The 22,396-nt window shown below is 63.4% G+C and carries 18 protein-coding genes and 1 pseudogene; 15 read left to right on the top strand and 4 right to left on the bottom strand.

From position 1 onward, the window contains the following. Positions 1-16 precede the first annotated feature (16 nt). Positions 17-1,012 carry a GlxA family transcriptional regulator gene (locus OKW44_RS05295; RefSeq protein ID WP_018425092.1) on the bottom strand — a complete coding sequence of 332 codons (996 nt, stop codon included), beginning with the start codon at positions 1,010-1,012 and terminating at the stop codon, positions 17-19. A 419-nt stretch (positions 1,013-1,431) separates the two neighbouring features. Between OKW44_RS05295 and OKW44_RS05290 the strand changes: the two genes are divergently transcribed. The 10 genes from OKW44_RS05290 to OKW44_RS05245 all read left to right on the top strand — a co-directional run bounded on the left by OKW44_RS05290 (position 1,432) and on the right by OKW44_RS05245 (position 13,871). Then, positions 1,432-2,706, top strand: coding sequence for a serine hydroxymethyltransferase (locus OKW44_RS05290; protein ID WP_018425093.1), 1,275 nt, complete (start codon positions 1,432-1,434; stop codon positions 2,704-2,706). An 18-nt stretch (positions 2,707-2,724) separates the two neighbouring features. Beyond that, on the top strand, positions 2,725-3,696 hold the full coding sequence (locus OKW44_RS05285; RefSeq protein WP_018425094.1) for a dipeptidase: 972 nt from the start codon (positions 2,725-2,727) through the stop codon (positions 3,694-3,696). A gap of 45 nt (positions 3,697-3,741) precedes the next feature. Continuing rightward, the gene (locus tag OKW44_RS05280) at positions 3,742-4,281 is read left to right on the top strand and encodes a DUF5943 domain-containing protein (protein ID WP_018425095.1); all 540 of its coding nucleotides are present in this window, start codon (positions 3,742-3,744) and stop codon (positions 4,279-4,281) included. 25 nt (positions 4,282-4,306) lie between these two features. Beyond that, a complete protein-coding gene (locus OKW44_RS05275; protein WP_018425096.1) occupies positions 4,307-6,370 on the top strand; it encodes an NADH:flavin oxidoreductase in 2,064 nt (687 codons plus the stop codon). Positions 6,371-6,372: 2 nt separating this feature from the next. Then, on the top strand, positions 6,373-8,289 hold the full coding sequence (locus OKW44_RS05270; protein ID WP_018425097.1) for a (Fe-S)-binding protein: 1,917 nt from the start codon (positions 6,373-6,375) through the stop codon (positions 8,287-8,289). A 7-nt stretch (positions 8,290-8,296) separates the two neighbouring features. Further along, positions 8,297-9,484 carry an electron transfer flavoprotein subunit alpha/FixB family protein gene (locus OKW44_RS05265; RefSeq protein WP_026226640.1) on the top strand — a complete coding sequence of 396 codons (1,188 nt, stop codon included), beginning with the start codon at positions 8,297-8,299 and terminating at the stop codon, positions 9,482-9,484. Further along, on the top strand, positions 9,481-10,245 hold the full coding sequence (locus tag OKW44_RS05260; RefSeq protein ID WP_018425099.1) for a drug:proton antiporter: 765 nt from the start codon (positions 9,481-9,483) through the stop codon (positions 10,243-10,245). Before OKW44_RS05265 ends, OKW44_RS05260 begins: the two co-directional genes overlap by 4 nt. A 73-nt stretch (positions 10,246-10,318) precedes the next feature. Continuing rightward, on the top strand, positions 10,319-11,605 hold the full coding sequence (locus OKW44_RS05255) for an aromatic ring-hydroxylating oxygenase subunit alpha (protein ID WP_026226641.1): 1,287 nt from the start codon (positions 10,319-10,321) through the stop codon (positions 11,603-11,605). A gap of 34 nt (positions 11,606-11,639) precedes the next feature. Further along, positions 11,640-12,830 carry an FAD-binding oxidoreductase gene (locus OKW44_RS05250; RefSeq protein ID WP_018425101.1) on the top strand — a complete coding sequence of 397 codons (1,191 nt, stop codon included), beginning with the start codon at positions 11,640-11,642 and terminating at the stop codon, positions 12,828-12,830. A 183-nt stretch (positions 12,831-13,013) separates the two neighbouring features. Next, entirely contained in the window at positions 13,014-13,871 is an 858-nt protein-coding gene (locus tag OKW44_RS05245) for a glycine betaine ABC transporter substrate-binding protein (RefSeq protein WP_026226642.1), read from the top strand. A 58-nt stretch (positions 13,872-13,929) separates the two neighbouring features. Here OKW44_RS05245 and purU read toward each other — a convergent pair whose 3' ends face one another. Continuing rightward, a complete protein-coding gene (gene purU / locus OKW44_RS05240) occupies positions 13,930-14,805 on the bottom strand; it encodes a formyltetrahydrofolate deformylase (RefSeq protein ID WP_018425103.1) in 876 nt (291 codons plus the stop codon). 136 nt (positions 14,806-14,941) lie between these two features. Then, positions 14,942-15,856: a LysR family transcriptional regulator gene (locus OKW44_RS05235; protein ID WP_018425104.1), complete on the bottom strand. Its 915-nt coding sequence runs from the start codon at positions 15,854-15,856 to the stop codon at positions 14,942-14,944. Between the two features lie 109 nt (positions 15,857-15,965). On the opposite strand from OKW44_RS05235, the gene OKW44_RS05230 reads away from it, so the two are divergent. Together OKW44_RS05230 and OKW44_RS05225 are read left to right on the top strand one after the other, a co-directional pair. Next, complete coding sequence (locus tag OKW44_RS05230) at positions 15,966-16,607, top strand: glutathione S-transferase family protein (RefSeq protein WP_018425105.1); 642 nt, start codon at positions 15,966-15,968, stop codon at positions 16,605-16,607. A gap of 43 nt (positions 16,608-16,650) precedes the next feature. Beyond that, a pseudogene (locus OKW44_RS05225) lies at positions 16,651-17,607 on the top strand (pyridoxamine 5'-phosphate oxidase family protein); the annotation flags it as partial. Between the two features lie 70 nt (positions 17,608-17,677). Here the strand turns inward: OKW44_RS05225 and OKW44_RS05220 are convergent. Further along, on the bottom strand, positions 17,678-18,082 hold the full coding sequence (locus tag OKW44_RS05220; protein WP_018425107.1) for a helix-turn-helix domain-containing protein: 405 nt from the start codon (positions 18,080-18,082) through the stop codon (positions 17,678-17,680). Positions 18,083-18,778: 696 nt separating this feature from the next. Here OKW44_RS05220 and OKW44_RS05215 point away from each other — a divergent pair. The 3 genes from OKW44_RS05215 (at position 18,779) to OKW44_RS05205 (ending at position 22,345) form a co-directional block, all read left to right on the top strand. Then, positions 18,779-19,201, top strand: coding sequence for a hypothetical protein (locus OKW44_RS05215; RefSeq protein ID WP_018425108.1), 423 nt, complete (start codon positions 18,779-18,781; stop codon positions 19,199-19,201). Between the two features lie 601 nt (positions 19,202-19,802). Beyond that, positions 19,803-21,284 (top strand): ISNCY family transposase, encoded by a 1,482-nt coding sequence (locus tag OKW44_RS05210; protein WP_429409602.1) that lies wholly within the window; start codon positions 19,803-19,805, stop codon positions 21,282-21,284. Between the two features lie 332 nt (positions 21,285-21,616). Then, positions 21,617-22,345 carry a hypothetical protein gene (locus OKW44_RS05205; RefSeq protein ID WP_018425110.1) on the top strand — a complete coding sequence of 243 codons (729 nt, stop codon included), beginning with the start codon at positions 21,617-21,619 and terminating at the stop codon, positions 22,343-22,345. Positions 22,346-22,396 lie beyond the last annotated feature (51 nt).

The following is a 22,396-nucleotide window of genomic DNA, read 5'->3' as shown; positions in this document are numbered from 1 at the left end:
TGGTTGGCCGCTGGTATCAAGCGGCCATCACCGGCGCATTCGATAGCGAAGGCACCTGCTTGCGACGCTCGCGCGTCGGCGCGGTGCCGAACGCATCGCGATAGCTCTTCGAGAAGTGGCAGGCCGACTGGAAGCCGCACGCCATCGTGATGTGCATGATCGACATGTCGGTCTGCAACAGCAGCTCGCGCGCGCGCCGCAGGCGCAATGTCAGATAGTAGTGCGTCGGCGTCATGCCCAGATGCTCGCGGAACAGCCGTTGCAACTGCCTTTGCGACATGCCGGCGAGCCGCGCCAGCTCTTCGCGCGACAGCGGCTCCTCGATGTTGTTCTCCATTAGCGATATCACTTCGAACAGCGACTTGTTGGCCGAGCCGAGCCGCGCGACGAGCGGCATCTTCTGCTGCGCGCTGGTGTCGCGCACGTGTTCGACGATGAACTGCTCGGCGATCTGCGTGACCCGAGCGGTGCCAACACGCGGCGCGATCAGGTTCAGCATCATGTCGAGCGGCGCGACGCCGCCGGTACAGGTCACGCGATCGCGATCGATCACGAATAGCTCTTTCAGAAAGCGCGTCTCGGGAAACTCCTCCTTCAGCGCCGACATGTTTTCCCAATGAATCGCGCACGCATAACCGGCCAGCAGGCCGGCGCGCGCGAGCGCATAGGTGCCCGTGCAAAGACTGCCCAGCACGCAGCCCATGCGCGCGAAACGGCGCAGCGCGGACAAATGCTCGGCGGTGGTGGAGCGCTGCACGTCGATGCCGCCGACCACGAACACGATGTCGGGTTGCCCGATGCATTCGACCGGACCCGTATCGACGGATAGCCCGTTGCTGGCCATGACCGGCCCGCCGGCGGGACTCACGATCGACCAGCGGTAAAGCGTCTGGCCCGTCAGATAGTTCGCCATGCGTAGCACTTCGATCGCGTTCGTGAAGGCGATCATCGTGAAGTTGGGGACCGGCATGAATGCGAAATGCGACAACGATGCCGTGCGATCGGTGGACATGGGAACGGTGATTCCTGATGTAAATGTCGCGTCGCCGTGGGGGAGGGCGACTATCTCAATTCTGAGTAACAGGGCAACTACCGTGCCATCAGGCTAAACCCTTGGATACTGTGCACAAAGCCTGGAATAGCTAAGCAATCGACTGACGAAAGCATCCGCGCGGCACCGGAACAGCGCGGCGACGCCCTTGCAGCGCACCCGATCGGCGCAGGAATACTGCGTTGTAGTGCAGCGCTGAGCGCGCGGCTCGCGCCGACTTGTCGAAAAAGGTTGCGTATGGCGGAAAAGGCAAAGAACGCGTCTGAATTCGTAAATAGACGCGCCGGGCGACCGTCAAGAATAGACCCAAGGCAAAGCGGTAGCGCGATCCCGCCGGCAACCCGCAGCGGCCTTCCCGTCAACGATCTCACGGACCTTCCATGTCGAACCCGAATCCCTTCTTCGAAGACTCGCTAGCGGCGCGCGACCCGGCCGTGCGCGGCGCCATTCTGAAAGAGCTCGAGCGTCAGCAGTCGCAAGTCGAGCTGATCGCGTCGGAAAACATCGTGTCGCGCGCGGTGCTCGACGCGCAGGGCTCGGTGCTGACCAACAAGTACGCGGAAGGGTATCCGGGCAAGCGTTACTACGGCGGTTGCGAATACGTCGACGCGATCGAGACGCTGGCGCTCGATCGTATCAAGCAGCTATTCGGCGCGAAGTTTGCCAACGTGCAGCCGCATTCCGGCGCGCAGGCGAACGGCGCGGTGATGCTCGCGCTCACCAGGCCGGGCGATACGGTGCTCGGCATGTCGCTCGACGCGGGCGGGCATCTGACGCACGGCGCGAAACCCGCATTGTCGGGCAAGTGGTTCAACGCAGTGCAGTACGGCGTGCGGCGCGACACGATGCTGATCGACTACGAGCAGATCGAGGAACTGGCGCAGCAGCACAAGCCCGCGCTGCTGATCGCCGGCTTCTCCGCCTATCCGCGCGCGCTCGACTTCGCGCGGCTGCGTGCGATCGCCGATGGCGTCAGTGCGAAGCTGATGGTGGACATGGCGCATATCGCCGGCGTGATCGCGGCCGGCCGCCATGACAATCCGGTCCCGCATGCGCACGTGGTCACGTCGACCACCCACAAGACCTTGCGCGGTCCGCGCGGCGGCTTCGTGCTGACCAACGACGAGGAGATCGCAAAGAAGATCAACTCCGCCGTGTTCCCCGGCTTGCAGGGCGGCCCGCTGATGCACGTGATCGCCGGCAAGGCGGTCGCATTCGGCGAGGCGCAGCAGCCGGGCTTCAAAACCTATATCGACAGCGTGCTCGCGAACGCGCGGGCATTGGGCGAGGTGCTCAAATCGGGCGGCGTCGATCTGGTCACGGGCGGCACCGACAACCATCTGCTGTTGGTCGATCTGCGGCCGAAGGGGCTCAAGGGCAATCAGGTCGAACACGCGCTGGAGCGCGCGGGCATCACCTGCAACAAGAACGGCATTCCGTTCGATACGGAGAAGCCGACCATCACCTCCGGCATCCGCCTCGGCACACCGGCGGCCACGACGCGCGGCTTCGGCGTCAGCGAGTTTCGCGAGGTCGGGCGTCTGATTGTCGAGGTGCTCGATGCGCTGCGCGCGTCGCCCGAAGGCGATGCCGCAACCGAACAACGCGTGCGCCGCGAGATTTTCGCGCTGTGCGAGCGCTTTCCCATTTACTGAGTACGCGTGGAGCAAACGATGAGTCAACTGCACGAGAACAGCATCATCATCGACGGGCTGAACATTTCGAAGTTCGAGCGCTCGGTGTTCGAGGACATGCGCAAGGGCGGCGTGACCGCGGTGAACTGCACGGTGTCGGTCTGGGAGAGTTTTCAGAAGACCGTCGACAACATCGCCGAAATGAAGCAGCAAATCCGCCAATACAGCGAGATCCTCACGCTGGTGCGCACCACCGACGACATCTTCCGCGCCAAGGAAGAGAACAAGACCGGCATCATCTTCGGCTTCCAGAACGCGCATGCGTTCGAGGACAACCTCGGCTATATCGAAGCGTTCAAGGATCTCGGCGTCAACGTGGTGCAGCTTTGCTACAACACGCAGAACCTGGTCGGCACCGGCTGCTACGAGCGCGACGGCGGTCTGTCCGGCTACGGGCGCGAAGTGATTCAGGAGATGAACCGCGTCGGCATCATGGTCGATCTGTCGCATGTGGGCGGCAAGACGTCGTCGGAGGCGATCGCGGCGTCGAACAAACCGGTCTGCTATTCGCATTGCTGCCCGTCCGGGCTCAAGGAGCATCCGCGCAACAAGACCGACGAGCAGCTGAAGGAGATCGCGGACGCGGGCGGCTTCGTCGGCGTGACGATGTTCGCGCCGTTCCTGAAGCGCGGACCGGATGCGACCGTCGAGGACTATATCGAGGCGATCGAGTACGTGGTGAACCTGATCGGCGAGGACCAGGTGGGGATCGGCACGGATTTCACGCAGGGCTACAGCACCGAGTTTTTCGACTGGATCACGCACGACAAGGGCCGTTATCGCCAGTTGACGAACTTCGGCAAGGTCGTGAATCCCGAAGGCATTCGCACGATCGGCGAGTTTCCGAACCTGACCGCCGCGATGGAACGCGCCGGCTGGAGCGAGACGCGCATCCGCAAGATCATGGGCGAAAACTGGGTACGGGTGTTCGGCGAAGTCTGGAAGGTGTGAGCTTTAGCCCTTGTTTTCATAGCAGATACGAAACGGAGTCTCCACATGCAACCCCAACTGCCTATCGACGTCGATCCCGACACCGGCGTCTGGACCACCGACGCGCTGCCGATGCTGTACGTGCCGCGCCACTTCTTCACCAACAACCACGTCGCCGTCGAGGAAGCGCTCGGCCGCGACACGTACGCCGGGATTCTCTACAAGGCGGGTCACAAGTCCGCCTATTTCTGGTGCGAGAAGGAAGCGAAGCAACATGGTCTTGCCGGCATGGCGGTATTCGAGCACTACCTGAACCGTCTGTCGCAGCGCGGCTGGGGCATCTTCAGGATCATCGAAGCCGATCCGGCCAGCTCGCATGCGCGGATTGAGTTGCGGCACTCGTCGTTCGTGCTCGCGCAGCCGGGCAAAACCGGCAAGCTCTGCTACATGTTCGCCGGCTGGTTCGCAGGCGCGATGGACTGGGTCAACGATACCGCGCCCGACGGCGCGCGCAAGGGCCCGCCGTCGCAGTCGAAAGAAGCGCGCTGCGCGGCGGAGGGACACGAGCACTGCGTGTTCGAAGTCTCGCCGCTCGCGTCAATCTAATCCGGGCATTCCGAGGTCGATCGCGATGCGTTACCCGAACCTTTTCAAGCCGCTCACGTTGAACAAGCTGACGCTGCGCAATCGCATCGTCAGTACCGCGCACGCGGAGGTCTATGCGGAGCCGGGTGGTCTGCCCGGCGACCGTTATATCCGGTACTACGAGGAAAAGGCCAAGGGCGGAGTCGGACTCGCCGTGTGCGGCGGTTCGAGCCCGGTGTCGATCGACAGCCCGCAAGGCTGGTGGAAGTCGGTGAATCTCGCCACCGACCGGATCGTCGATCCGCTCGCGCGGCTCGCCGAAGCAATGCACGCGCATGGCGCGAAAATCATGATTCAGGCCACCCACATGGGACGCCGCTCGGCGTTTCACGGCGAGCACTGGCCGCATCTGATGTCGCCGTCGGGAGTGCGCGAGCCGGTGCATCGCGGCAACGCGAAGATCATCGAGGTCGAAGAGATCCGCCGCATCATCGGCGACTTCGCGGCGGCCGCGAAGCGCGTGAAGGATGCGGGCATGGACGGCATCGAGATCTCGGCGGCGCACCAGCATCTGATCGATCAGTTCTGGAGCCCGCGCACCAACTTTCGTACCGACGAATGGGGCGGCTCGCTCGAAAACCGCCTGCGTTTTGGCGTCGAAGTGTTGCGGGCGGTGCGCGCGGCGGTGGGCGCCGACTTCTGCGTCGGCCTGCGCATGTGTGGCGACGAATTCCACGAAGATGGGCTCGATCACGAGCAGCTGAAAGAGATTGCCCAGGCGATGAGCGAGACCGGCCTGATCGACTATCTCGGCGTGATCGGTTCCGGCGCGGACACCCACAATACGCTCGCCAACTGCATGCCGCCGATGGCGCTGCCGCCCGAGCCGTTCGTGCATCTCGCGGCCGGCATCAAGCAGGTCGTCAAGGTGCCGGTGATGCACGCGCAAAGCATTCGCGACGCGGGCCAGGCCGAGCGCTTGCTCGCGAGCGGCATGGTCGATCTGGTCGGCATGACGCGCGCACAGATCGCCGATCCGCATATGGTCATCAAGATCCGCGATGGCCGCGAGGACGAAATCAGGCAGTGCGTCGGCGCGAACTACTGCATCGACCGTCAGTACAACGGGCTCGACGTGCTGTGCGTGCAGAACGCGGCGACCTCGCGCGAAGCGACGATGCCGCACGTGATCGCGAAGACACGCGGGCCGAAGCGCAAGGTCGTGGTGGTCGGCGCGGGGCCGGCGGGGCTCGAAGCGGCGCGGGTCGCGAAGTCGCGCGGTCACGACGTGGTGCTGTTCGAAAAGAACGATCACGTGGGCGGCCAGATCATGCTGGCGGCGAAAGCGCCGCAGCGCGAGCAAATGGCGGGCATCGTGCGTTGGTTCGACATGGAGACGAAGCGCCTCGGCGTGGACCGCCGCCTCGGTGTCGCCGCCGACGAGCGGACCATCATGGCCGAGAAGCCCGACATCGTCGTGCTCGCCACCGGCGGTTCGGCGTTCACGTCGCAGGTCGCGGCGTGGGGCGTCGACGCGGGGCTCGCGGTCAGTTCGTGGGACGTGCTGGCCGGCAAGGTCGAGCCGGGCAGGAACGTGCTCGTGTACGACGGCGTCAGCACGCATGCGGGGGCGGGCGTCGCCGATTTCATCGCGAGCCGCGGCGCGAACGTGGAGATCGTCACGCCCGACGTGAAGGTCGCCGACGACGTCGGCGGCACCACGTTCCCGATCTTCTATCGCCGTCTGTACGCGCAAGGCGTGATCCATACGCCCAATTACTGGCTCGACAGGGTGTACGAGGAGGACGGCAAGAAGATCGCCGTGATCCGCAACGAGTACACCGAGGAGCAGGAGGAGCGCGCGGTCGATCAGGTGGTGATCGAAAACGGCAGTACGCCGAACGATCAGCTTTACTGGAAGCTGAAGCCTGAATCGGTCAATCGCGGCCAGGTCGACGTGCACAAACTGTTCGCGTCCGAACCGCAGCCGTGTCTCGACGAGCAGCTCGGCGACGGCCGCTTCCTGCTGTTCCGGGTCGGCGACTGCATCTCCATGCACAACATTCACGGCGCGATCTACGACGCGCTGCGCCTTTGCAAGGATTTCTGACGATGAGCCCCGTGTTTGTCATCACCGTCCTGCTGTGGGTGTCGGTGGCCGGTCTCGCGTTCGCGCTGGCGCGCCGCGCCGCCTACTGGCGCGAAGGCCGCGCGACCGCCGCGGGCGCGTATGGCTGGGCCAATCTGCTCGCGATCCCGAAGCGCTACTTCGTCGATCTGCATCACGTGGTCGCGCGCGATCCGTATATCGCCCGCACGCATGTTGCCACGGCGGGCGGAGCGATCCTCGCGATGGCGCTCGTGTTCGTCAACTACGGCCTCGCGATCTACTCGCCGTGGCTCGACAAGCTGATCTTTCTCGCCGCGCTGGCGATGCTGATCGGCACGGTGTTCGTCTGGCGCCGCCGGCATGGCGCGAAGACGGTGCCGGCGCGGCTGTCGCGCGGCCCGTGGGATCAGTTGCCGCTGTTGCTCGGCGCGTTCGCGCTCGGTCTCGTGCTGTTCGTCGCGCTGCCCGCGACGGCAATGTCCGGCGCGTTCGCCGTGATCGTCGCGCTGCTGATCGCGGCGGGCGCGTTCACGATGACGTTCGGCGCGGCGCGTGGCGGTCCGATGAAACATGCGGTGGCCGGTCTGCTGCACCTCGCGTTTCATCCGCGTCAGGAGCGCTTTGCTGGTTTTGCCGCCGCTCGCGATGCCGTGCCGCCCACCGCACTGAAAACACCGCTGCTCGACGCGAAAGAATACGGCGTCGGCAAACCGGTCGAATTCCGCTGGAACCAGTTGCTCAGCTTCGACGCCTGCGTGCAATGCGGCAAATGCGAAGCGGCGTGCCCCGCGTTCGCGGCCGGTCAGCCGCTCAATCCGAAGAAGCTGATTCAGGATCTGGTAACCGGCATGGTCGGCGGCACCGACGCACAGTACGCAGGCAGCCCGACGCCCGGCATTCCTGTCGGCAAGCACGCGGGCGCGCCCGGCAAGCCGCTGATCTCGACGCTGATCGAAGCGGACACGCTGTGGTCCTGCACGACCTGCCGCGCCTGCGTGCAGGAGTGCCCGATGCTGATCGAGCACGTGGACGCGATCGTGGACATGCGCCGCAATCAGACGCTCGTCGAAGGCAGCGTGCCGGGCAAGGGGCCGGCGACGCTCGCGAATCTGCGCGAAACCGGCAGCCTCAACGGCTACGACATCGGCGCGCGCTACGACTGGGCCGTGGATCTGCAGGTGCAGGTCGCGCAGCCGGGTCGTCATGTGGACGTGTTGCTGATCGCCGGCGAAGGCGCGTTCGACATGCGCTATCAGCGCACGCTGCGCGCGCTCGTCAAGGTGCTGAACCGCGCGGGCGTCGATTACGCGGTGCTCGGCGGTGTCGAGACCGATACCGGCGACACCGCGCGGCGGCTCGGCGACGAAGCGACGTTCCAGCAACTGGCCCGTACGCTGATCGGGACGCTCGCGCAGTACTCGTTCGCGCGCATCGTTACCGCCGATCCGCACGTGCTGCATAGCCTGCGCAACGAATATCGCGCGCTCGGCGGGTTCTATCAGGTCCAGCATCACACGGCGCTGATCGACGAACTGATAGCGAGCGGCAAGCTGTCGCCGCGCGCGGCCGCCGCCGTCGCGGAGCGCAACATCACGTATCACGACCCGTGCTATCTGGGCCGCTACAACGGCGAGACGGAAGCGCCGCGCCGGGTGCTGAAGAGCATCGGCATCAAGGTGGTCGAGATGGAGCGTCACGGCCTGCGTGGACGCTGCTGCGGCGGTGGCGGCGGCGCACCGCTGACCGATATTCCCGGCAAACGGCGGATTCCCGACATCCGTATCGACGACGCGCGCGCGAGCGGCGCGGAGATCGTCGCGGTCGGCTGCCCGAATTGCACCGCGATGCTCGAAGGGGTGGTGGGGCCGCGACCGGAAGTGCTGGACGTGGCCGAACTGGTCGCCGCGGCGCTGGAGTAACGCGATGATGAATACGCTCAAACGAATCGATCCGCGCCGGCCGTTCACGGTGACGGCACAGGGACTCAGGCGCATCACGCTCGGCGTCGTTGGCATCGCGGACGCCGGCGGCAGTGCGTCGCTGGTTGATGCGCGGCATGCCGGGCATCGCGAACAGCCGAAGCCGCGCCGCACGACGGCCACGCCGCACCATGTGCTGCTGGTCGCGGCGCACACGGACCGCGGCGCGCTCGATGAACACGCGCGCCAGACGCTCGCCGCCGCCGCGCTGATCGCGGACACGCACACCGAAGTCGTGCTGCTGGTGTTCGGCGAATTCACCGGCGATGCCGCCGCGCTCGGCGCCGACAAGCTGATCGAATTGCCGATCTTCGATCGCCGCACGTACGCGCCGGACGATGAACTGAATGCGCTGGCGGCCTGCGTCGCGGCCTATGCGCCAGCCCATGTCTTGCTGCCCGACAACGCGACCGGCGACGGCGATCTCGGCCGCCGCTATGCGGCGGCGGCCGATGCAAGCGTCGCGACGCACGTCGTCGAGATCGATGCCGGGCACGTGTGCACCTATATTCGCGCGAATACGGCGTTCGCCAGCCGCGCGCTGCCCGAGGTCGTGCTGCTCGAGCCGAATGCGGTCGATCCGAAGCTGCCGTTCGTCGGCGCGGGCGAGCGGGTCGCGTGGCGCTTCGAGCGCGAAGCGGACAGCACGGTCGCGCAACGCGCGATACACGATCTCGGCATCGACGAAATCGACGCCGCGCAGGTCGCGCTGGAGGAGGCGGATTTCATCGTGTCGGCGGGCAACGGCGTCAGCGACGTGCCCGCGTTCGAGCGACTCGCGGCGACCCTCGGCGCGGCGATCGGTGCCAGCCGGGTTGCCGTCGACGACGGCAAGTTCACGCGCGACAAGCAGATCGGCGCGACCGGCAAGACCGTCGAGGCGAGCGTGTATATCGCGTTCGGCATCTCGGGGGCGGTGCAGCATCTGCAAGGCATCAAGGATTGCCGCCATGTGATCGCGGTGAATCTCGACGCGAGCGCGCCGATCGCGAAGCGCGCGAATCTGACCGTGATCGCCGACGCGCAGGAAACCATCGCGGCGCTCAACGAGGCGGCGGCCGCGGCGCGCGGTGCCCGCGCCACCTCGGCCGCGCTGCTGCGGCCGGGCAAGCTTGCCGAAGGAGTGCTCGCATGAAGATCGCCGTGCTGGTTTCAGTCGGACGTCACCCGGTCAGCGGCGTCGCGCGCTACAGCCGCAACGATGCGGCGGCGTTGACGCTGGCGCTGTCGCTCGTCAGAACGCATGGCGCGACGCTCGACGTGCTGCACGCGGGCGATCCGTCGAACGCCGCGTTGAAAGAGTATCTGGCGCTCGGCGCGCGTTCGGTCGAAGTGCTCGAAATGCCACCCGACGCCGCTCCTGCGCCGCGACTCGCCGCGCGTTTGCGTGGCTACGAGCTGGTGCTGACCGGCACGCGCGCCGAAGGCGGTTTCGATAGCGGCATGCTGCCATATCGCGTCGCGCATGCGCTGGCGGTGCCGCTCGTCGGCGCCGCCGTCGATCTGGCGCTGCGCGACGGTCGAGCGCAGGTCCGGCAGTTCATGCCGAAGGGCCTGCGACGGCGCGTCGAAGTGCGGCTGCCGGCATTGGTTGCCGTGCATCCGCTCGCGAACGTCGCGACGTCGTACGCGTATGCACGGATGCGCGAAGGCACGATCGAGCGCGCCGTCGCGCGGCACGGCACCACTCCCGAACAGTCCGTATGGACGATCGGCCCCGCCACAGCGAAACCGGTGCGCCTCGCCGCCGCCGAAAAACGCTCAGGCCACGCACGCATGCTCTCGGCGACGACGACCGAGAGCCGCGGCGGCAGCGTCGTAATTGAAGGGAGTTCCGTCGAAAAAGCACAAGTGATACTCGCGTATTTGCGCGAGCATCAACTGGTCGATTACTGAATTCCGGCTCGGGCCAGCATGCGACCAGGAGGGCCTGGCGCGGCGCCAGACGTGACACGCAACGGAGCACACAATGAAAGTTTCCGCAGACGTTCGCGCAATGATCGAACGCCGCAAGCAGAATTACACGCTGGAAGCGCCGTTCTATACGGGCGAGGATATTTTCGCGATCGACATCGACGCGATTTTCCGTCAGCACTGGATTCAGGTCGCGGTCGAACCCGACGTGCCCGAGCCGGGCGACTATGTGACGGTCGAGATCGGCGACGATTCGATCCTGATCGTGCGCGACGACGACATGCGGGTGCGTGCGTTTCATAACGTATGCCGCCACCGCGGCGCGCGTCTGTGCAATACCGGCAAGGGCTCGCTCGGCAATATCGTCTGTCCGTATCACAGCTGGACGTATAGCCTCAATGGCGACCTGATGTTCGCCGAGCACATGGGCGAGCAGTTCGAGCGCTGCAAACATAGTCTGAAAGCGGTGCACGTCGAAAATCTCGCCGGACTGATTTTCATCTGCCTCGCCGAGCAGCCGCCCGCCGATTTCGCCGTGATGCGCGCCGCGATGGAACCGTATCTGTTGCCGCACGATCTGGCCGGCTGCAAGATCGCCGCGTCGATCGACATCATCGAGGAGGGCAACTGGAAGCTGACGATGGAAAACAATCGCGAGTGCTATCACTGCGTGGCGAACCATCCGGAGCTGACCATCTCGCTGTACGAATACGGTTTCGGTTATCAGCGCACGCCGGCGAACGAGGAGGGTATGGCCGCGTTCGAGACGACGGTCGCGCGCCGCACCGCGCAGTGGGAGGCGATGCAGTTGCCGTCGGCGGAAATCGAACGGCTCGCCGACCTGGTCACCGGGTTTCGTACGCAACGTCTGCCGCTCGATCGCGACGGCGAATCGCAGACGCTCGACGCGAAGGTCGCCTCGAAGAAGCTGCTCGGCGGTTTCAAGCATGCGGATCTCGGCGGCCTGTCGTTCTGGACCCAGCCGAACTCGTGGCATCACTTCATGAGCGACCACATCGTCAGTTTCTCGGCGATTCCGCTGTCGGCCGGCAAGACGCTGGTGCGCACCAAATGGCTCGTGCACAAGGACGCGCGCGAAGGCATCGATTACGACGTCGACAATCTGACCGCCGTATGGCGCGCGACCAACGACCAGGATCGCGCGCTCGTCGAATATTCGCAGCGCGGCGCGACGAGCAGCGCGTATGAGCCGGGGCCTTATTCGCCGTTCACCGAAGGACTCGTCGAAAAGTTCTGCGAGTGGTATATCGGCCGTCTCGCGGATTACGACGCGAACCCACGGGCGGTGCACGACGAGAAAGTCGTGTCGTTCGTGCGCTGAGCGCAAGACCGCAATGAGGAGCGGGGGGACAACCATGATGCGCGATCAGGCCATGTTTCAACCGGACATCGAGCAGACTTCACAGAATCCAGCCGACGCGCCGAGCCGGGTCACGCAGCCGCGCTTCTGGGACGCGTTGCCGGCGCGCTGGAGCAGCGACGCCGACGACACGCTGGAGTGCTGCCAGGTCCGCAGCGAAACGCACGACGTGAAGAGTTTCTTCTTCCGCGCGCCATCCGGTCGGGCGTTCGTGTTCGAGCCGGGGCAATTCATCACGCTGGAGTTGGAGATTGACGGCGAGCGCGTCAATCGCTGCTATACGATTTCGTCTGCGCCCACACGGCCGCATACGATTTCGATCACCGTCAAGCGCGTGCCGGGCGGCCCGGTGTCGAACTGGCTGCACGACCATCTGCATGCGGGTATGCAGGTACGCGTGCTGGGCCCAGCCGGCGAATTCACCTGCGCGCGGCATCCGGCGCGCAAGTTCCTGTTTTTGTCGGCGGGCTCGGGCATCACGCCGCTGATGTCGATGAGCCGCGCGCATCATGAACTCGGCGAGGACAGCGATATCGTCTTCGTGCACAGCGCGCGTACGCCGGACGACATCATCTTCGCGCGCGAGCTCGATCTGATCGCCGCCAATCAGGCGCATTTCCGCACCGCGTTCGTCTGCGAACGCGTGGGCACGCGCACCAATTGGCCCGGCATCACCGGCTTTCTGACGCTGCCGCTGCTGAAACTGATTGCGCCGGATTTTCTGGAGCGCGAGATTTTCACGTGCGGCCCCGCGCCGTATATGCAGGCGGTGCGCAATCTGCTCGATGAAGGCGGCTTCGATCGCCAGCACTATCACGAGGAAAGCTTCTCGTTCGAGACCGTCAGCGAAGTGGCTGCGCAATTGGCCGAAGCGCATGTCGCGGAGACGCTGAGCGATGCGTCCGCGCCGGCCGAAACCGCCACGCGTTTCAAGGTGAGCTTTACGCGCAGTCATCGCGAGATCGAGTGCGGCGGCGGCCAGCATGTGCTCGATGCGGCGAAGCAGGCGGGCGTGCGGCTGCCGGCGTCGTGCACACAAGGCATGTGCGGCACCTGCAAGGTGAAGCTCGTGTCGGGCGAAGTGGCGATGAAGCACGCGGGCGGTATCCGTCAGCGCGAGATCGATCAAGGCATGGTGCTTCTGTGCTGCAGCAAGCCGCTGACCGATCTCGTCGTCGACAAGTAATACGACTGATAACACCACAACAACACGGCAAACACTGCGCGGATTTGCGTGGAAGTCGCATGCGGACAACTGCATGTCGCAAAACAACGCTACCCGGCAATTCTGGTTGGCGATTCTAAATACGCAATGTGCGGTTCGATGGCAAACGCGTCAATGGGCAAATGGATCAACGGGAGAACGTCGATGAGACTGATCGGAAAGATAGTGGTGGCAAGCGCGTTGGGGGTGATGCTGGCGGCGGTCAGTGCGGGCGTGTCGGCCGATTCGAAACCGACCATCAAGATCGGTTACGTGGAGGGCTGGGACGATAGCGTGGCGACCTCGAACGTGGCCGCCGAGGTGATCGAAAAACGCCTCGGTTATCAGGTGCAACTGGTGCCGGTGGCGGCCGGCGTGATGTGGCAGGGCGTGGCGCGCGGCGATCTCGACGCGACGTTGTCCGCGTGGCTGCCGGTCACGCACGGCGCCTACTGGAACAACTTCAAGGACAAGGTGGTCGACCTCGGGCCGAACTTCAACGACGCGAAGATCGGTCTGATCGTGCCGGACAACGTGGACGTGAAGAGCGTCGGCGATCTGCAGGCGAAGAAGGCGGAGTTCGGCGCGCGCATCGTCGGCATCGACGCCGGCGCGGGTGTGATGCAGAAAACCAGCGAGGCGATCAAGGCCTATGGGCTCGACTATCAGCTGATGCCGAGTTCCGGAAGCGCGATGACCGCCGAACTGGCGCGCTCGGAGGCGGCCAGCAAGCCGATCATCGTGACCGGATGGAAGCCGCACTGGATGTTCGCCAAGTACAAGCTGAAATTCCTCGACGATCCGAAGAAGGTATTCGGTGAAGCCGAGCACGTGGATAGCGTGGTGAATCCCGAGCTCGAGAAAAAAGCGCCGACCGTGGTCGCGTTCCTGAAAAAGTTCCAATGGAAGCCGGGCGAGATCGACGCGGTGATGCTGGCCACGCAGAACGGCGAAAAGCCGGCTGCAGCGGCCGACGCGTGGGTCAGCGCGCATGCGGACCGGGTGGATAGCTGGGTGAAGTAACTCGGCCAGGCGTCGACGCAGCATCCGAAAACGCCGCTTTTCAGCGGCGTTTTTCTGTTTACCGCAGCACGACGGTGCGCTCGCCGTTGATGAACACACGCCGCTCGACGAACGCCTTGACCGCGCGCGCGAGCGTAATGCATTCGACGTCGCGTCCGGTCGTCAGTAGCCGTTCGGGGCTGTACGAGTGATCGACCGGTTCGACTCCCTGCTCGATGATCGGACCTTCGTCGAGATCGTCGGTGACGAAATGCGCAGTGGCGCCGATCACCTTGACGCCGCGCGCATGGGCCTGATGATACGGTCTTGCTCCCTTGAAACCGGGTAGGAACGAATGGTGGATATTGATCGCGCGCCCGGCGAGCGCGCGGCTCGTTTCGGCGGACAGGATCTGCATGTAGCGCGCGAGAATCAGCAGTTCCGCGCCGGACGTATCGAACAGATCAAGCAGGCCGGCTTCCTGTTGTGGCTTCGTGTCGGCTGTAATCGGCAGATGATGGAACGGCAGGCCGTGCTGTCGCGCGAGCGGTTCGAGATCGCGATGATTGGAGCCGATGCCGACGATGTCCATCTTCAGTTCGCCCATGCGCCAGCGAAACAGCAGGTCGGCGAGACAGTGTTCGAGCCTGGAAACCATGATCAGGACTTTCGGCCGGCTCGACAGATCGTGGATCGCCCACGTCATCCGGAAGCGTTCGGCGATCGGCGCGAATTCCTGCTTCAGCGTGGCGATCTGCAGCGCATCGTCGCGATCGACATGGTGAAACACGCAGCGCACGAAAAAGCGCTCGCTCAGTTCGTCGTCGAATACGGTGAGTTCGTCGACATAGCAACGATGCCGATCGAGAAAGCCAGCGACGGCGGCAACCTGGCCCGCCGCGCTCGGACACGCGACGGTGAGAACCCCTTGAGCAGGACGGGAAATGGCGGACATAAGCTCTCCACTTTGACGATCAGGCGAGGCCGCGGGGTGCGGCGCGCATCGTCGCAGTAGAGCAAATCGGGTGATAACGCGGATAGAAGCTAACCGCCGTTGCGCTGGAATGGGAGCGCCAGGAGGATCTGCCGTGCTAATCCGCAGGTTCCGCCGCGAGCCTTCGCTTCAGCGTATCGATCAACGCGCGCACCTTCGCCGGCGGGTGACTCGTCGGCGGGAACACGGCCTGAATGCTCGCCGGTGCGCTCGCCCATTCGGGCAGCAGCCGGATCAGCCGTCCCGCCGCGACGTCGTCCGCGATCGAAAAATCCGTCAACAGACCGATGCCGCCGCCCGCGAGCGTCGCAGCGCGGCAGGCATCGGCCGTGTTGACGCGCAACGCGGACGCGCAGCGCACGCTCGCGATCTTGCCGTCGACGTGCCGCAAATCGAGCGTCAACGGATGCGGCAGCACCGACAACGCGCAATAGGGCAGGGTCTCCAGCGCGGCCGGCGTGCCCGGCGCGGCCCACGTCCGCAGGAACTCCGGACTCGCGACGAGCCATTTGACGAAGCTGCCGAGCTTCACCGCGCGATAGTTGGAATCCGCGAGGCGACCAAGCCGGATCGCTACATCGATGCCATCGGCGATCAGATCGACGTAGCGGTCGCTGCTCAGCAGCTCGACATCGAGCTGCGCATGCGTGCGGCGCAATTCGACCAGCGCGGGCGTGACGACGAGCGTGCCGTAGTCGTTCGGCGCACTGACGCGCAGCGTGCCGCGCACCGGTGAGGTTTCCCCGCCGAGCGCGTTCAGCGCGTCCTCGGTGGCACGCAGAATCTTCACGCTCGCCTCGTAGAACGTGCGGCCCGCCTCGGTGACGCCGAGCCGCCGGGTGGTGCGCACCAGCAGGCTCGCGCCGACCTCCGCCTCGAGCCTCTGCATGTGCGTGCTGACCATCGTCTTCGCGAGCCCGAGCCGCGTCGCGGCGGCGCTCAGCGAGCCGGCGTCGATGACCGCGACGAAGATCGAGATGCGGTTCAGGTTCACGTTGCGCACATCGGCCATGATCGATTGTCCATTCTCGCTTGACTGTGTTTCCCGGATTATCGGGCTTCCGCGCCACAGTGCCTACGCCTTATGCTGGGCTTGTCATTCAACGTATCCGGAGCCATCCATGCCCGCCGCCAGACCCGCCGAGCCTATCAAGCTGTATACGACGCTGCTTTCAGGCCACGGTCATCGCGTGAAGCTGTTTCTGACGCTGCTCGATCTGCCGTTCGAGGTCATCGAGCTGAACATGAAGGCGGGCGACAACCGCAAGCCCGACTACCTCGCGCTGAACCTTTTCGGTCAGGTGCCGACGATTCAGGACGGCGAGTTCACGCTGTTTGACTCGAACGCGATTCTGGTCTATCTGGCGAAGCGCTATGGCGACGCATCGTGGCTGCCGGACGATCCGTGCGGCGCCGCGGCGGTGCAGCGCTGGCTGTCGCTCGCGGCTGGCCAGATCGCCCACGGGCCGTGCGCGGCGCGGCTTGTGACCGTGTTCGGCGCGCCGCTCGACCACGAACGTGCGAAGCAGATCGCCGTCAAGCTGTTCGACGTGATCGACGAGGAGCTTGCCGGTAAGCCGTTCGTGGCTGGTGCGCACGTCACGATCGCCGATATCGCCGCGCACACGTATATCGCTCACGCGCCCGAGGGCGGCGTGTCGTTGCAGCCGTATCAGAACATTCGCGCGTGGCTGCAGCGCGTGGAGGCACTGCCGCGTTTCATCGCGATGCCTTCGACGAAGGCGGGCTTGCTGGCGGCGTGATACGCGTTGACGGCCGCGTCAGATCTTGCAAAGGAGTCCGATCATGTCCGAGTTCGTCCCGTTGAATAGCTGGGGAGGCGACGCGTCGCCGTTTCATGCCGGCGAGCAGCATGCGCAGCAGCGCGCGGGTGTGCGTGAGGTGGCCGAGTCGATGGGACGTCGGGGCATTCGCCGATTCATGCCTGAGCAGCATCGCGAGTTCTTTGCCGCGCAGCCGTTCGTCGTGATTGGCGGCGTCGATGCGAGCGCTCAGCCGTGGGCGACGATGCGTGCGGGTGCGCCGGGTTTCGTCTCATCACCGGATGCGCGGACATTGCGCATCGAAGGTGGCGCATTGGCTGGCGATCCGCTCGCCGCAGGTTGGCGGGAAGGCGCGCAGCTTGGTGCGCTGGGCATCGAGCCGCGTACGCGGCGGCGCAATCGGGCAAATGGCGTCGTCCGGTCCGTGGAAGGCGACACGTTGCAGGTCGAAGTCACGCAGAGCTTCGGCAATTGCCCGAAGTATATCCAGAGCCGCGCGCCGTCTTTCATCGAGCGGGACGCGGCCGCGACGCGCGCGCAGCCCGAAATCGCCACGCTTCTGAGCAGTGCCGACCGCGAGTTGCTCGCGAGCGCGGACACGTTCTTTATCGCCAGCGCGAATCTGAGCGAGGAAGCGGGGCCGGGAAAGGGGATCGACGTTTCCCATCGCGGCGGTGCGCCGGGCTTCGTGCGCGTGGACGACGCAACTACGCTGACCACGCCCGACTACAGCGGCAACCGCTTTTTCAACACGATCGGCAACCTCGTGCACGATCCGCGCGCGGGTCTGCTGTTTATCGACTTCGCAACCGGCGATCTGCTTTATCTGGCGGTGCGAGCAGAGATCATCTGGGACGGCGACGAACTCGCGGCATTTGCAGGCGCGCAGCGGCTCGTGCGGTTTCATGTGAACGAAGTGCGGCGCAGTCGCGGCGCGTTGCCGTTCCGATGGTCGGAGGTCGAACTGGCGCCGCAGTTTCTGCCAAAGGTTCGAGAAAGCGCCTGAGCCGATGCGCACGCGCGTGCTTTAGCTGGGTACGCCCGTTGTTTTACTGCGCATTCCGGCCTAGCCGATAAGACACGCCGAGTCTGGTGGCCAGTTGCCATACATAGACTCGCGAGTACGAAATGCCGAACTGACGGCTTATCAGCTCGCGCATGCGCGCATTGCTCCAGCCATCGGCGTCGAAGCCATAGTCCCGCGGCGAGGCCCTCAGCGCCTGGGCCAGCCAGTCCAGATCCGCCACCGCGAGTGCGGAATGGCGGCCGCCGACGCTCATGTTTCTCAGCGCCTCGAGCCCACCTTGCTCCAATAGCTTGCGATATCGCTCGACGGTGGTCTTTGCCATGCCCATTTGTCTCGCGACCTCGCCCGCAGCGACGCCGTCGAGCAGTTTCTTGCCCGCCGTGAGACGCCGTGCGACGGTCGGCAAATCGTCATTTGGTCGATGCATCGGAGAACTCCGCCGTTGGGTCGCTGACCGGACTTCAATCGGTTACCAGGGTAGACAGTGAGGAGGGCGCGTCACCTACAGATAATCTAAAAGTCGCCCGTTGTGTCCGAAAGAATAAAAAATCAATCGCGTCTTTCCTCTGATAGAAAATCACGCAAACCTCACGTAAGGCGGTTTCACGATGTTTTCTTTCTAAAATCTTAAATATCTGTCTTGCGATTGAATTTAACGTTTGCTAACCTGAATGAAGCGATTTTAAACACTCGGCTCGCTCTGGCAGCCCGGATAGCGCCAGGCCGCATACCGCTTGACGTCGGGCGCTTTTAAGTGCGGGCGGCAGGTCGAAAGACTGAACCGTTTGAGTGCGCGGATTCCTGTTTTGCGAATCTAATTGGAATGCATTGTTCGATGCAGAGTGGCGATTCGCCGGAGAGCTGCGAAAAAAACTGCTGAAGCTTGAAAAAACCCTTCGCGGCATTTTTCCGGCGGATTATAGCTAAACGGGGCATTCGCGCAGAGTGGCGTTGTGAAGCCCGAATCCAGTAACCACCCGCTTAATTTTTGCGGCGTCGTTCAATACCGGAAATATTTTATGCCGGGCAGTTTCCGATTCGATACGCATAACCGCGATAAAAGCTGACAGCGCTTTCATCGGTTGCCATTGGGCGCTTGCAAGCCCGCGGTAAGGAGAACGACATGAACATGGATAGGACCTGCGATATTGCCGCGATGCTACTGCGTGCCGCGAAACGCAAAAGACTCGTGACTTATCAGGAACTGCACGCGCTTTTCGGTCGCGACGAACCATTGCAAAGCCGCTATCGCGCATTGGAGGACGCGGCGCGCTCACTGAGCGATTGCGCGTCGCTCGACTACGGTTGCCTGATGAGCCTCGACAACGGCCTGCCGGGCGATGACTTCTTTAATCGCTTCAGGCAAGGCAGGCCGCGTGAGTACGAAAAGGTGATGGGCTTCGGATCGGCGGGACGCTCGATGACGAAGAAACGACTGATTGCGGATGCCGAGCGTCTGCGCGTGTTCGAACATGCATCTCGGATCGCGGCCAGTGGGAGGGTGGCGAACACGTTGCGCCCGTATGCCATGTCGAAATGCAGGTAGCCCATTCACAGTCGCTCACCGGCGACACGCTGGCCGATTGAGAGAAATGCGAAACGTCTCTAAGCCACAAGGCAATAGCCGACGATAAAAAAATCCCCGCGAAGTGCGATAGCGGTATTGGCTTTCTCCACAAAAGCTTATTCTCGTGGTGCGCAAGGCAGTATTTAGCAATTGTCTAATTGCGGCGTGGGGCGTGCATGAATTAATCGGTACGCACGGCGCGTCTTAATTCGTGAGGGCTCTGATTAGGCCCGCCATAAAATCCGAATTGAATTGCCGCGCCAGTTTTGTTGATCACTGAAACGGGCTGCACCCAGCGTCAGTTGTGGCAGGCGAACGAGTCGCGGTTCGGACGATTCGCGATCGTCACCGGGAACCGGTGTGCATCACCTGTGGCGTGGGGCCGACACGCGGCACGCGCATCGAGGGTCGCGCGTGCGATGCGTGCTCCCGAAGAATTCTAAATTTGACATAAGATAAATTATCAACGGAAAGTCGTGTAGAGGCTAAGTTGTAATGTCCGCTTTTAGCCAAGTTCAAATGTCCGCTTTTTCGCAGCGTAAGCTGACCGGCCGCCGGCGTTTCGGCGCGGGAGGCTTCCATGGCTGCGACCGAACGGATAACGATGACGATGCGCGAACTGGACAGGTTCAAGGTCATTCAGGACGTCGCCGACGGCAGGCTCAAGCCCTGGCGCGCGGCGGAACGGCTCAGGCTGACGACGCGGCAGGTTCGCCGTCTCGTTGGACGGTTGCGCGAACATGGACCGGAAGGTCTCGTGTCGCGTCGGCGCTCGAAGCCCAGCAACAACCAGCTGGACGCGATGACGGCTGATCGGGCACTCTCGATCATTCGTGAGCGCTATGCCGATTTCGGGCCCACGCTGGCCTGCGAGAAGCTGTACGAATGTCACGGCATCCGGCTTGCCAAGGAGACGGTCAGGCGCCTGATGACGGATGCAGGTCTCTGGGTTCCCCGCCGGCAGCGACCACCGAAGGTCTACCAGCCACGCGCGCGGCGCGCGTGTCTGGGCGAGCTGATCCAGATCGACGGCAGCGATCACCGGTGGTTCGAGGAACGGGCGCCGGCCTGCTCGCTGCTGGTGTACGTCGACGATGCAACGAGCCAGCTGATGATGCTGCATTTCACAGCCACCGAGTCGACCTTCAGCTACTTCGAGGCGACGCGCGCGTACATTGAACGCCACGGCAAGCCCGTCGCGTTCTACAGCGACAAGTACAGCGTGTTTCGCAAGACCGGCGCGAACAGGGATGGCAGCAGCGTGACCCATTTCGGCCGGGCGATGTACGAGCTGAACATCGACACGTTCTGCGCGAACAGTAGCCCCGCCAAGGGGCGCGTCGAACGGGCCCACCTGACGTTGCAGGACCGGCTCGTAAAAGAATTGCGGTTGCGTGGCATCAGCACGGCTGCCGAAGCCAATGCGTATGCGCCTGCCTTCATGGCAAATTACAACGCGCGCTTCGCGAAGCCACCGAAGAGCGGATTCGATGCTCACCGCCCACTCAGGGCTGACGAGCATCTTGATCTGGTGTTCACGTGGCGCGAGCCGCGCAAGGTGAGCAAGTCGTTGACTGTGCGGTATGACCGCGTCACGTATCTGCTGGACGACACGCCCGGGCACCGCAAACTGATCGGCCGGTATATCGGGGTGTGGGAGTACCCGGACGGGCGTATCGAACTCCGCGCCGATGGTCGCGCACTGTCATGCAGACAGTACGACCGGCTGACCGAAGTTGACCAGGGCGCGGTTGTTGAGCATAAGCGGCTGGGTCACGTGCTTCAGGTCTCGCAGGTGATCCAGGCTCAACGCGATAACAGCCGGATCGGCAAAGCGCCTTCGCGAACCCACCTGGGCGTCGCAACGAGGGTTCAAAGCCGCTCGCCAGGCAAGAAGAAGCAACGCGAGTTCACGCAGGCCGATATCAATGGTGTGATTCTGGAACAGTCGCAGCAGCGGCAAACGCAACAACCACGCAAACCTGGCCGTCGGTCTGCAAAGGTGGTCGACGCAGACGTAAGCGCCCTGCCAGTTCAGGCGTCGTCCTTCAACAATGTGTAAGACAAAAAGCGTTAGAAACAACCCCCCAAACCTGGACATTTCAACTTAGCCGCAAAGCGGACATTTCAGAATGGCCTCGACAGGAATAGTCCAAAGTTCAGATGTCGCGTTTCCGCTAAATTGAAATGTCGTGTTTTACCGTGACTGGCAAGCTGGCATTTTCCAAATCGGCCCAACGAGATTTACAAAAACTGTCAGAGAAATCCGCTTTAGATTTAATGATTGAGCTCATCGCCTGAGGACTTTATGTACGCTGGCGCACATTGTGCGCGCCTCGTAGGGAATATTTTTCAATACGGTCGTAGAACAAAAAGCGAATGGATATTTGGGCTATGGACACCCTCACAGACGTGCGCGGGCAGACAGAGACTAAGCGGATTCGAATCGACAAAAGCGTCGCGTTGAAGTCTTTTGATGACGTGATTCCGCAGGAGTCGATCGTCGAAATCAACGACTTCATCGACCACCTGTTTGCCACGACGGCACCGCGCTCGCAGTCCGGCGCGGAGATTGCAGAGATACTGCGTCGCGGTCAGGCCTTTCGCGAACTCGAACAGTCGATCTGCGCGAATGCGCGCGCAATGGCCGCGAAGTGCGGTCGGACAAACTTACCGACTGAGCCGTTCCACCTACTGCGCTGTGCGAGCAAGACTTCGTTGGCCGAGAGCCACTGCCGCCACTACGACTCGCACCTGCTGACGCTGCTGATTCCGCTTCAGCTCGCACCCGACGGAGTTCACAACGGCGACCTCGTGATGTACCGCAAGCCGCGCCTGTCCGTAACGACGCTGACCAACGTGATCTGCAAGATGCGCCATGGCTTCCTGCAAAGCCTGCCGTTCAGCTGGCGCAGCTGGCATACCTTGCATGATCTGCGTGTCGGCAACTGCAAGCGCATTCCGGTCAAGCCGGGCAGCGTCTACGAATTCAACGGCTTCGCACTTCAGCATGCGAACCTCGACGTACAGAACGGACAGCGGCGCACACTCCTCATTCACTACTACGACCCAGGGCACTCGCTCGGTCTGAGCAGGGTGCTGCGGCGCGGACGGATCGGCTGAGGTCCGCCCCGCAAGCCTGAAATCGTCCACGTTGGCTTGCCGATTCCGCAA

It is taken from the genome of Paraburkholderia lebeckiae, assembly GCF_050436325.1.
In the GTDB taxonomy this organism is placed as follows: domain Bacteria; phylum Pseudomonadota; class Gammaproteobacteria; order Burkholderiales; family Burkholderiaceae; genus Paraburkholderia; species Paraburkholderia tuberum.
The sequence above is the reverse complement of the archived record's forward strand: the minus strand, read 5'-3'. Positions and strand labels throughout refer to the sequence as shown.